9 protein-coding genes are annotated in these 11,798 nt (G+C 64.0%); 3 read left to right on the forward strand and 6 right to left on the reverse strand.

Going from position 1 to position 11,798, the window contains the following annotated elements; translation table 11 throughout:
- Nucleotides 1-143: 143 nt before the first annotated feature.
- Both ettA and RT131_RS09570 read left to right on the forward strand, forming a co-directional pair.
- Nucleotides 144-1,808: an energy-dependent translational throttle protein EttA gene (gene ettA, locus RT131_RS09565; protein WP_192286702.1), complete on the forward strand. Its 1,665-nt coding sequence runs from the start codon at nt 144-146 to the stop codon at nt 1,806-1,808.
- Between the two features lie 348 nt (nt 1,809-2,156).
- On the forward strand, nt 2,157-3,473 hold the full coding sequence (locus RT131_RS09570) for an NCS2 family permease (protein WP_313172379.1): 1,317 nt from the start codon (nt 2,157-2,159) through the stop codon (nt 3,471-3,473).
- Between the two features lie 33 nt (nt 3,474-3,506).
- Here the strand turns inward: RT131_RS09570 and RT131_RS09575 are convergent, their stop codons facing one another.
- The 5 genes from RT131_RS09575 to RT131_RS09595 form a co-directional block, all read right to left on the reverse strand.
- Nucleotides 3,507-4,292, reverse strand: a complete 786-nt coding sequence (locus tag RT131_RS09575; RefSeq protein ID WP_313172381.1) for a DUF3667 domain-containing protein — start codon at nt 4,290-4,292, stop codon at nt 3,507-3,509.
- 160 nt (nt 4,293-4,452) lie between these two features.
- A complete protein-coding gene (locus RT131_RS09580) occupies nt 4,453-5,484 on the reverse strand; it encodes a fimbrial protein (protein WP_313172383.1) in 1,032 nt (343 codons plus the stop codon).
- The gene (locus RT131_RS09585; RefSeq protein ID WP_313172385.1) at nt 5,475-8,105 is read right to left on the reverse strand and encodes a fimbria/pilus outer membrane usher protein; all 2,631 of its coding nucleotides are present in this window, start codon (nt 8,103-8,105) and stop codon (nt 5,475-5,477) included. The genes RT131_RS09580 and RT131_RS09585 overlap by 10 nt, the downstream gene beginning before the upstream one ends.
- 69 nt (nt 8,106-8,174) lie before the next feature.
- Nucleotides 8,175-8,873: a molecular chaperone gene (locus RT131_RS09590; protein WP_313172652.1), complete on the reverse strand. Its 699-nt coding sequence runs from the start codon at nt 8,871-8,873 to the stop codon at nt 8,175-8,177.
- 85 nt (nt 8,874-8,958) lie between these two features.
- Complete coding sequence (locus tag RT131_RS09595) at nt 8,959-9,498, reverse strand: fimbrial protein (RefSeq protein WP_313172387.1); 540 nt, start codon at nt 9,496-9,498, stop codon at nt 8,959-8,961.
- 438 nt (nt 9,499-9,936) lie between these two features.
- On the opposite strand from RT131_RS09595, the gene RT131_RS09600 reads away from it, so the two are divergent.
- Nucleotides 9,937-10,299, forward strand: coding sequence for a hypothetical protein (locus RT131_RS09600; RefSeq protein ID WP_313172390.1), 363 nt, complete (start codon nt 9,937-9,939; stop codon nt 10,297-10,299).
- A 68-nt stretch (nt 10,300-10,367) separates the two neighbouring features.
- Here RT131_RS09600 and RT131_RS09605 read toward each other — a convergent pair whose 3' ends face one another.
- Complete coding sequence (locus tag RT131_RS09605) at nt 10,368-11,798, reverse strand: lipid II flippase MurJ (RefSeq protein ID WP_313172392.1); 1,431 nt, start codon at nt 11,796-11,798, stop codon at nt 10,368-10,370.

Consider the following 11,798-nt stretch of genomic DNA (forward strand, 5'->3'; position numbering starts at 1 on the left):
TTACGGCCTTTCCCATTCATAAATCAGCAAGGGCAGCCACCGTCAAGCCGGGCATCAGGGGTTGCGGTTATAATGAGCGATTCCCTTTTGCTTTGCGCCCTGTCCCCCCCGGACCGGGTGCAGGCGTGCGCTACGGAGACGTCATGTCCTCGCAATACATCTACACCATGAACCGCGTCAGCAAGGTGGTCCCGCCCAAGCGGCAGATCATCAAGGACATCTCGCTGTCGTTCTTCCCGGGCGCCAAGATCGGCCTGTTGGGCCTGAACGGCGCCGGCAAGTCCACCGTCCTGAAGATCATGGCCGGCGTGGACACCGATTTCGAGGGCGAGGCCCGCCCGCAGGCCGGCATCAAGGTCGGCTATCTGGAGCAGGAACCGCGCCTGGACCCGGCCCAGACCGTGCGTGAAGCGGTTGAAGAAGGCGTGGGCGAAGTGCTGCAGGCCCAGGCCGCGCTGGACAAGATCTACGACGCTTATGCCGAGGAAGGCGCCGACTTTGATGCACTGGCCAAGGAACAGGAACGGCTGGAAGCCATCCTGGCCGCCGGCGATGCCCACACCCTGGAAAACCAGCTGGACGTGGCCGCCGACGCGCTGCGCCTGCCGCCGTGGGATGCGGTGATCGGCAACCTGTCCGGTGGTGAAAAGCGCCGCGTAGCCCTGTGCCGCCTGCTGCTGCAGAAGCCGGACATGCTGCTGCTCGACGAACCGACCAACCATCTGGACGCCGAGTCGGTGGAATGGCTGGAACAGTTCCTGGCGCGCTACACCGGCACCGTGGTGGCCGTCACCCATGATCGCTACTTCCTGGACAACGCCGCCGAGTGGATCCTGGAACTGGACCGCGGTCGCGGCATTCCGTGGAAGGGCAACTACACCGAATGGTTGATGCAGAAGGACGAGCGCCTGAAGCAGGAAGACAACCAGGAAAAGGCTCGCCAGAAGGCGATCCAGAAGGAACTGGAGTGGTCGCGGCAGAACGCCAAGGGTGGCCGTACCAAGGGCAAGGCCCGTCTGGCCCGCCTGGAAGAACTGCAGAGCGTTGACTACCAGAAGCGCAACGAGACCAATGAAATCTTCATCCCGCCGGGCGAGCGCCTGGGCAACTCGGTGATGGAGTTCAAGAACGTCTCCAAGAAGTTCGGCGAGCGCCTGCTGATCGACAACCTGTCGATGATCATCCCGCCGGGTGCCATCGTCGGCATCATCGGCCCGAACGGTGCCGGTAAGTCGACCCTGTTCAAGATGATCACCGGCCAGGAAAAGCCGGATTCGGGCGAGATCGTGGTCGGCCCGACCGTCAAGCTGTCCTACGTCGACCAGAGCCGCGACGCGCTGACCGGCAACCATAATGTGTTCCAGGAAATCGCTGGCGGCCTGGACATCCTCAACATCAACGGTGTCGAGATCCAGTCGCGTGCCTACATCGGCCGCTTCAACTTCAAGGGCCAGGACCAGCAGAAGCTGGTTGGCTCGCTGTCCGGTGGTGAGCGCGGTCGCCTGCACATGGCCAAGACCCTGCTGCAGGGTGGCAACGTGCTGCTGCTCGACGAACCGTCCAACGACCTGGACATCGAAACCCTGCGTGCGCTGGAAGATGCGTTGCTGGAGTTCCCGGGCAACACCTTCGTCATCTCGCATGACCGCTGGTTCCTGGATCGCATCGCCACGCACATCATTGCCTTTGAAGGTGACTCGCACGTGGAGTTCTTCCAGGGCAACTACCGCGAGTACGAAGAGGACAAGAAGCGTCGCCTCGGCGACGATGCCGGTCCCAAGCGCCTGCGTTTCAAGGCACTGAAGTAATACCCGACAGACGGCCGCCCAGTGCGGCCGTCTGCTTTTGCGGTGCCCAAAGCAGGCGCGGGACACCGCTTTAGCCCCTCTCCCGCCTGCGGGAGAGGGGTTGGGGTGAGGGCAAGCTCTGCGCAAGAAACTGGCATCGCTTGTTTTTGTCAGAAAAGCTCAAAGAGCTGAAGAACGGGTGAAGCTCCCCCTCATCCGCCCCTTCGGGGCACCTTCTCCCGCACGCGGGAGAAGAAAAGACAGGACTCCGCCTTCCGTTCCCGCAACGGACGGGCCCAAGCCCCGCTCCCGCCTCCGGCACCCTCTTCCACCCAGCCAGAGGCAATGCCTGCAATCCACGGAATCACCATGTCCCTGCTAGACCGAATCTTCAAACTGCAACAGCACGGCACCAGCGTCCGCACCGAGGTGCTGGCCGGCATCACCACCTTCCTGACGATGTCCTACATCGTCTTCGTCAACCCGGAGATCCTCGGCACCACCGGCATGGATCCTGGCGCGGTGTTTGTGGCGACCTGCCTGGCGGCCGCAATCGGCTCGGCAGTGATGGCGCTGGCCGCCAACTACCCGGTCGGCATGGCCCCAGGCATGGGCTTGAATGCGTTCTTCGCCTTCACCGTGGTGGGTGCCGCCGGCCTTCCCTGGCAGCAGGCGCTGGCTGCGGTATTCATTTCCGGGGTGGTGTTCTGGGTGTTGTCGCTGACCGGCATCCGCGCCTGGCTGGTGGCCGGCATTCCCGCCTCGTTACGCTCGGCCATCGTGGCCGGCATCGGTCTGTTCCTGGCCATCATCGCGTTGCAGAAATCCAATGTGATTGTCGCCAATGAAGACACCATGCTCACGCTCGGCCCGCTCAATACCGCGCCGCCGCTGCTCGCCCTGGCCGGTTTCCTGCTGATCGCCATCCTGGAAGCGCGCAAGGTGCGCGGTGCGATCCTGATCGGCATCCTCGCCGTCACCGGCATTGGTTGGGCAATCGGCTCGGTGCAGTACCAGGGCATCGTCTCGCTGCCGCCGAGTCTGGCCCCGACCTTCCTGCAGCTGGACCTGCCAGGGCTGCTGCACCACGACGACGGCGCGCCGCTGGCGGTGCTGCTGCAGGTGGTGCTGGTATTCGTGCTGGTGGAAGTCTTCGACGCGACCGGCACGCTGTATGGCGTGCTCGGACGCGCCGGCCTGTTGAAGCTGGCGGACGGCAAGAAGCGTTTCAGCCGCGCCTTGCTGGCAGACAGCAGCGCGATTGTCGCCGGCTCCCTGCTGGGCACCAGCTCCACCACCGCCTTTGCCGAAAGCGCCTCCGGCGTGCAGGTCGGCGGTCGAACCGGCCTGACCGCATTGGTGGTTGCCGCGCTGTTCCTGGCTGCGCTGCTGTTCTCGCCGCTGGCGGCAATGGTGCCGTCCTATGCCACCGCACCGGCACTGCTGTTCGTCGCCGGGCTGATGCTGCGCGAGCTGGTGGAAGTGAAGTGGGATGACCTGACCGAGTCGGTGCCCGCCGCATTGTGTGCGCTGGCGATGCCGTTCACCTACTCCATCGCCAATGGTTTGGCCTTCGGCTTCATCGCCTATGCGGCGCTGAAGGCAGGCACCGGCCGCTGGCGCGAAGTACACCCGGCGGTATGGCTGGTGGCGAGCCTGTTCGTGCTGCGCTACGCGCTGGAATGATCGCGGCCGCGGCTCAACCCGAACTTGCGCGGGTCATCCGACCCGCATCACAACCAACGCAGCTGCCATGACCGCAAACGAACTGATCAGCGAGAACAAGGCCAGCGATACCGCGGTTCGCCATATCGTCGACCACACCGCTCGGTCCTGGAAGAACTGCACCAGCGAGACGGCGGCGTAGATCATCCCCAGCAACGCCGCCATCAGCTGCGCATGCGGCAGCCAACGGTGCAGCAGCACCAGAACCGACCAGATGACGAATGTCTGCACGGTCAGCAGCGTGATCATCACCAGCCATTCGGGGTAATTCAGCTGGCTGTAGCGGCGGAACACCTGCCAGAACACCAGCGCTTCAATGGGCAGCAACATCAATGTGAACGCGGCAAAATGGGAGTCGATCCACGCCCCGACCGTGCGATAGGCGGCCATCACCCGCAGTACCTCGGCAGGCACTGCCTGCGCGGTCGCCATTGCTTCACTTGCACCGGTATCCATCATGCTGCCGCCGGTAATCAGCCGATTCAACAGCACCACCGCCGCCGCCATCATCGTGATCAGCAGCAGCGGCTTGACCTGGTTGCCACGCCGCCCTTCGATGTAATCGCGCAGCAACCTGCCCGGCTGCAGCATCAGCTGCTTCAGCGAATACAGAATGCCCCGGTCCATGTGCAGCACGCTGTGCTCCAGCTCATGGCCCAGGAAATGCCAGTCGATGCGGTGCGCCGGCGTCGGCTGGCCGCAGTTCGGGCAGTACTTCTGCTCAGGACCGCCGGTGGCGCGATCACAATTGATGCAACTGGTATCGACGTGCATCCCCATGCAGCGCCCCCGTTCATGGCAAGTCAGCATTCTAGAACGAGGCGAAGAATCTACGCCATCGCCCAGCTGCCGGCAGCCCAATGCCAGCTGCGCGCACTACCACCGTAACCCGGCCGCTCCCGCCGCCGGCCGGCATCGATGCAGTCCTGCCCGGCACGACCTAGTTGTATTGGATGGTGAACGTCGCCGTGCCGTTGGCCTTGCCGGGCGTCACCCTGCCGGCCCGGGTCTGGATGTAACGGGCACGCAGCGGCAGGCTGAAGCTGCTGCTACCCGCCACGCTGGCCCCCAGGTCGATGTTCTCGGCAAACCGCACTGTTTTCTCCGCGCTGCCATTGCGCTGCACCAGTTCGATGGCGATGCCGCCTGCCGCGTCCGCGACGGCAGCCAAGGGCAGGACACCCGGCAGATTGGAGCTGTCCTGGATCGCATCCAAGCGAATGCCGATCCTGCTCTGGTACTGGGCGACATTGCTGCCCTGGCATTCCAGGTGGATATCGAAATCGCGATCGACCGCACGCGTACCAACCCCGTTGAAGGTGCTGGCGGGTACCGATCCAAACTCGACCACGATGTTCCGGCTTCCTGCCTGCACCACGCAGGTGGGGTTGACCACGGTGGTTCCGGAACCCCTGAAGGTTGAGACCAGCACCGGTTTGATCGGGCCATCCCCATCGAAGTAATACGTGGTGAACCTGCCACTGGGAGCAATCAACCCCGAGCCGGTGATGGCTGCGGTCTTGATCAGTTCCACCCGGAACGTACCACCGACCAGACTCACCGCCCCGTTGGTATTCAGCGCCAACGTATGTGGATAAAAGGTCTGGATGGTGCCGGAGTCACGGTAGACACGAATACCCACGCCAGCAACATCGGTCGCATGGACGTTGCTGAAGCCCGCCAGCAAGGTCTGCTGCGCGGCGTTGATGTATCGCCCATTGGCGCTGCCGGAGCCGGTGCATTGTGCGACACGATCGCGCTGATCGATGTTGACCACCAGTTCCTTGATCACGCCACCTACCGGTAGACCCGGCAGTATCACCACCTGCCCCATATCCATCTGCACGTCCTGCGGCACGAAAGCACCGGAGTTCAACGCGCATGCGGCTTGCGCTGTCGGCACCAGCAACGCCCCTGCAAGACCCAGGGCCACCGCCGCGTGATTGCGGCAAATTCCACGGATCAACGGCATATTGCCTCCACCTTGACGAACCCCATGGGCTCGGCCTCATCCACCGCAGGCAGCTGATAGTCGATACCGCAGCTCTGAGTGGCACCTTCACCCCAGACAAGCTGCAGATGGCCGGCATCCTGTTCGCTACGCACATACAGACGCCCGGCCTGCCCGACCATGCCCACCGGCTGGCCCTGCGCGTCACGGGCCTGTGCCCCAAACGGCAGCAGTTGGCCATCACCATCACGCAGCTGCATCAATACCGCCCGGCCCTTGCGGGTTTCAAAACGGAGGAAGCTGATCGCACCGGCATACGGCGCCACCGACTGGCTGCTGCTCTCCAGCTCCACCCCGCGCGACATATCCTGCGGATCAAGCGTTACCGTGGTGAGCCGGTACGGTGCGGCATACGGCACAACCGCAAAACCGCGGCCATCGATGCGCACACCACTGGCATTGGTCAGGCGCGCATCGCGTGCGCCATCGGCCTGTACCACGACCATGGTGTCACCGCGCTGCGGGGTCAGCGTTACCCCGCCTGCATGGGCAACCAGGCTGCCGGTCGCCCCCACAGAAAACTGCCGGAAATCGCTGGACTGACCGTAGGAAGCAGTCAAGGCAGCATAGCGGCCCTGATAACTGGCATTGGCGATGCTGCTGCCACCGCCATCGCGACTGTCCGACAGCGCCAGGCCATAGCTGAAGCTGTTGTCCACGCCCAGGCTACCGGTGATGCCGAGTCGACTGCTGTCATAGCGACCACGGTCGCCCATGCCCAGATCGGCACTGACAGCCAACGGCCCTGCCTTGCGGCCCAGCGGCATGCTCACGCTCAACAGGTAGTGGGTATCTTTCTCAGCGTTCGGCCCCTGTTCGCTGCGCAACGCGGAGAAACCGAAGTTCAGTGATCGCCAGGTGTTGTTGTAGCCCAACTGATATTGCGTGCTCGTTCCCGCCACGTCATAGAAATCACGCACTGCGCCGGTCAGGTACAAGGCCCCCCAGCGCTGTCCCAAAGGCTGATTCAGGGTCAGCTGGAGCTGGCTGCGTTGGCGTCCGCCCGGCAGCGCGGCGAACCCACGATCGATGACATCACGCGCGTACAAGGCATCCTGCAGGCTGTAGAAGCCACGCGTCGAGTAGCGATACGCGGCCAGGGTCAGGTTGGTGCCGGTATCAGCGAACAAGGTGCTGTAGCTCAAGCGCATACTTGCGCCTTGGCGATTGCCCAGGCGCTGCAGACGGCTGCGGGCGTGGGTGACATCGGTGGCAAACGCGCCCCATCGCGTGGCCACACCTGCGCCATACAGCGCGGACGCATAGCCTTCGCTCAGCACGCTACCTGCATAGAGCGTGAGCTGGTTGCCGATACCACGCTGGTAAGTTCCCTGCAGCAGCCACGGTTCATCCAGCAGCCGCGCGTCGCGCACCTGCCCCGCAATCAATGCATAGCGCGACACTCCCGGGCGCAGCATCTGCGGCACCGAACCGAATGGCACCTTGAATTGCCGTTGGCGACCGTCCGCCTCGGCCACCGTGACCTCAAGGTCACCGCCATAACCGGTCGGGTAGAGATCCTCGATGACGAAGCTGCCGGGTGAGACCGTCGTCGAATAGATCAGCTGCTGGTTCTGGCGGATTTCCACCCGCGCATTGGTCTCGGCAATGCCACGCACCACCGGCGCGTAGCCGCGCAGCGCATCGGGCAGCATGCGGTCATCGCTGGCCAGGCTGATACCGCGATAGCCCACCGAATCGAACAGTTCGCCATTGCTGAAGGCTTCGCCGATGGTCAGCATTCCGCGCACTTGCGGGAAGCCACGCTGCGCATACGTCGCGATCCGCTGCCAATGGCTGCCATCGGCAACGGCTTGGTTCCAGGTCAGGTTGGCATCCTGTCGCAACTGCCAGCCGCCCATGTTCAAGCCCATGTTCAAGCCGAGATAGGCCGAGCGATTGCGGTCTCCCCCCGGAAGGCGGATATCACTGTCCATCGCATTGACGCTGTAGCCGATGAAGGCCGCATTGATGCCCCGGTCCCATAGCGCAGGATTGACGTAGCCGCGCGCCTCACGACGCAGGAATGCCTGTGGAATGCTCAGGTCATAACGCAGGTCGGCGCTGTTGTAGCTGCCAAAGGCATCGGCCATGCGTTGCGCCAATTGCACGCAATCTTCCGCCGCGGCCGCGGTATCCGCCTGCGGCGCGGCCTGTAGACGCGCGCTATCGACCCCCAGCTCTTCCAGCAATGCAATGCCAAGGCACGCGTCGACGACGCCTTCCGCGTTGGCCTTGAACTGCAGGTCGCGCCGCCCCTGCCAGCGGCCGTTGACATAGATGTCCACCCGGTAGCTGCCGGCAAGCATCGGGTTGCCATGGCTGAAAGCCGACAGATCAACCCGCTGGCCTTGCCCGGACAGGAAGTCGGCGTCGAACTGTGCCGGCGCAGGCATCGGTGCTTTGCCGGTCACACCCTGCGCGAGCAGCATCTGCGCGTCAGGATTGGACGTTGCTGCTGGTGCCGCCATCGCCGCAGCGGGGCAAAGGGTGCAGACCACCAGGCACAAACGCGGCACGAACAGCATCGGCCTGCGTGTCGCGATCGGCTGGGTTGACGTGCCCCATCTGCTCTGGCTCACACTGCTATTCCTTCAGGACGATTGCGCACGACAGCGCATCCATGGCCACCTTGGCACCTGGCTCCCGCCTCAACCGCCAGCGTCGACGCTGGCGGTGTGCTCGACCCGCCCGCCGTAGTCGTTGATGCTGATGAAGCGCACCCGCTCGACCTTTTCGCTGCTGTCGAATTGCAGGTTCTGCTGCGGGCCGACCATCCTGCCTTGGCGTTCCAACACACGTTCGGCAGCCGCATCCAGCGCATAAACTTCGGCCAGGGTCACGTGATAGGCGGTGGCGTTGCTGACCCGCAGCTGCCCGTCCCGGTACTGCCAGCGCAGCGCCTGCGGCGCATCGTTGGCAGTACCCAGCAGGCCCTTTGGTCGATAGAACAACTTTATCCGCGACCGAAAGGCCACCTGCAGATAGTTCTGTTCTTCCCCACCCGCCTGTGGCGAGGGCGGCACATCCAGCACATTGAGCCAGAACACCGATTCGCGATCCGCTGGCAGATCGGCACCGGTGAACACCAGCCGCAGTGCCTGGCTGCGGCCGGATTCAACACGGCTGATCGGCGGCGTCAGCATGAAGGGCGCATCGCTGTTCTCGGCGGTCTGCGTCTGGTCGCCCGCATCCACCCAGGCCTGCACCAGCGACGGTGCGTCCCCCACATTGTCCAGCTGCACCGTGACCTCACGCGCCTGCGCCGGGTAGATCACCCGCGTACCGTTGACCACAACCCCGGCCACCAACTGCGCAGGCAGCATCAGTCCAAGGCATAGCACTACCATCGAGATAGATCTGGTCACGGAATGCACACCTCGGAAAGCCCGCAGCAGCCAACCTCCAAGCAATCGCTGCTGCAAGCGGCAACGATCAGTTGTAGATGATCGTGTACTTCACGCTGCTGCTGACCTCACCGGGCGTCGCCGCACCGGTAGCGTAGTACTCCACGAAGTAGTTCAGGTCCGCGGTACCGCCGGCATTGACCGTCACCCATTGCGAATTGGCCTGGGTGCTGCCGGCACCGGCGCTCACCACGGGCAGGAACAGGCTGTTGCTGCCCAGCAATTGCAGCTGTACCTCGGTCGCAGCACTGGTTGCGGCGGCATTGTTCAGGCGCCCGCTGCCCAGGTCGACGGTGGCGCCTGGTTCGAAGTAGGTGGCTACATTGCCCGGATTGCACTGCGACAGATTGATCGAGAACGGTGTGCGGCCCGCAACCTGGCCGGCGGCGGCAAGCGTGCTGCTGGATACCGTCGGCAGGGTGACGGTGAAATCCTTGCCCTGTGGCGTGACGATGGTGCAGGTCTTGTCGGTCACTTCACCATTGAAGGTGATGGTGCCATCGACGGCGCTGGCAGTGAATGGCGCTACAGCCAGCACCAGAAGCGGGAGAAATTTGATGGTGCGCATTGCCGGTATCCAGCCCTTGAGAAGTGATGAGCGGCGGAGACAGCAAGGAACAGCGCGGACCCAAGCCCATCCTTGCGTTGTTTCCGTGTCAAAGCCAGCGACATCGCCGTTGACTCCGGTGCGCACCTTAGCGCTGTGGAACGTGACTTGCTCCACAAAATTTGCGAATTGAAAAATCCGCTGCGGCAAAACAGCGCTTGCACTGCCCGCAGCTGTACCGTTGCAGGGAAAGGTATGGATCACGCAACTCGGGCCTGCCTTGCCGACACTGCCAAACCTGCGCTTTCGCAGCCAGCAGCGGGCACGGAAGCGACTGCGAAATCAAGATTGATGTTGATCACGATCACCGCGTGATGCCTGCGGGCAGAACCTGCATTCGCCTCTTATCGACGGTCGTCGATTGGTGCTTACTGGAGCCCCACAACGCGGAGAATCGCCATGAGCCGATATTCAATGCTGGGTGTGGCACTGCTCTCGCTCACCTCGCTCGCACATGCCAGCGCCGGCACCGTGCATTTCAGTGGTCGTATCGTCGACCCCGGCTGCAAGGCCAGCCTAGCCCTCAGCCAGCAACAACTGCGCCTGGATCACTGCCCCTTGGCCGCACTGGGCGCCCAGGTGACCGTAGCCCCGTTTGCGGCAGACAGTGGCGCAACCCGCAACGGTGTACTGGCCAGACACGCACTGACCGCGACCGCTGGTCATTCCAACGCACGCGTGTTCTCGCAGAACTACCGGCTCGACGTACAGACCTGGCACCCCTCGGCAAATGGCTACCTGGTGGTCATCGACTATCCGTGACATCCGCCGCTGCTACCGGCAGGCCCGCACAGAACGGACCTGCCGGATGCGGTGCCAGCCCGGTCCGATCACGCCCTGGCCAACGGTTCCCTGGCCGCCTTCAAACTCCAGCGTCCCAACAGCAGCAGCACAGCGAACCCGTAGAGCGCTGCTGCCATCATCTGCATCCAGACACCCGGCACGAAGGCGAACAACGGCGTCGCTCCAGCCAGCACCAGGACCGCCAGCAATGGCAGCCGCAGCATCAAGGGGTCGGCCAGCAGCGCATAGCGGCGCAGGAACAGGAAGGCGGTGAGCAGGCAACCGGCCAACGCTGCCCAGGCGATACCGGCGATGCCACTCAGCGCCGGCACCAGCAGCAAGGCGAAGGCGTTGAGTCCACTGCCCGCCAACTCGTAGCGCATTGGCAGCAGCGTGTTGCCAGCCGCGTAGGCATAGCGTGCAAGCAGTGCGTTCCATGCGCCGAATACGATCACGCAGGCGAACCACGCCAACAACATCGGCAGCGGGCCTTGCGCCATGCCGGTTGGCAGCAGCAACACCACCAACGAAGGCGCGCTGGCAATCATGCCGGCCGCGGCGGGCAAGGTCAGGGTCGCCGTCAGCAGCAGGCCCAGGCGCAGCGCGTTGCGCCGCGCGACCAGGTCCTCGCCCAGCTGTGCCATGCGCGCCAGCACCACCTGGTTGAGGCTCATCAGCGCGACCAGCGGCAGGTTGACCAGCTTGCGGGCAAGGTTGACCAGCGTGATCGCGCCTTCGCCAAGCAACGAAGCACAGATGCGCTCCAGCAGGACCAGGCCCTGGCTGGCACTGGCACTGGCGAGCAAGGGCCCAAGCCGGGCGTACAGGCCGCGGGCATCCGCGGCTTGCCAACGCCAGCGCCAGGGCCGCCAGCCGCCGTGCCACAGCAAGGGCAGCACCGAGAGCAGCATCAGCACGGCACCGACAACAAACGCCCACGCCAGGCTGCGCTCGTCGGTCGCCGAGCGGCGCAGCAACAGCAGCAGCACGGCCGGCAGGTTGTACAGAAACGAGCCCAGCCCGGCCACCAGGAAGCGCTGTTGTGCCTGCCCGACTGCCGCCGCCAAGGCATGCACCAGCAACAGCGGCACCACGCCGCTCAATACCAACAGGCTGGAGGCGGCAGTGTGCCGCGCGTCCGCCGCCAAGCCCGGCCCGATCAAACGGACCCAAAGATCCGCGCCGGTCGCCAGCACAGCGGCGATCAAACCGCCCATCAGCAACAGGCTGCTCAACTGCGTGGACACCCATGCCGGGCGTCGCATCGCCTCCAGCTGCTGGTACAAGGGCAGCGCCGCGGAAGACAACAGCCCTGCCGCCAAGGTCATGCGGATGGCCTCTGGCACGAACAGGGCCACCAGGAAGCCATCGCTGCGCGCACCGGCGCCCCAGGCATCGACCAGCAGCCATTCACGCCCGAAGCCGAGCGCGAGCCCAGCCACGGTCACCAGGGTCAGCCAGAACGTGGCGCGGAACAT

Origin of the sequence: Stenotrophomonas sp. (assembly GCF_032066555.1) — a bacterium.
Lineage (GTDB): Bacteria > Pseudomonadota > Gammaproteobacteria > Xanthomonadales > Xanthomonadaceae > Stenotrophomonas.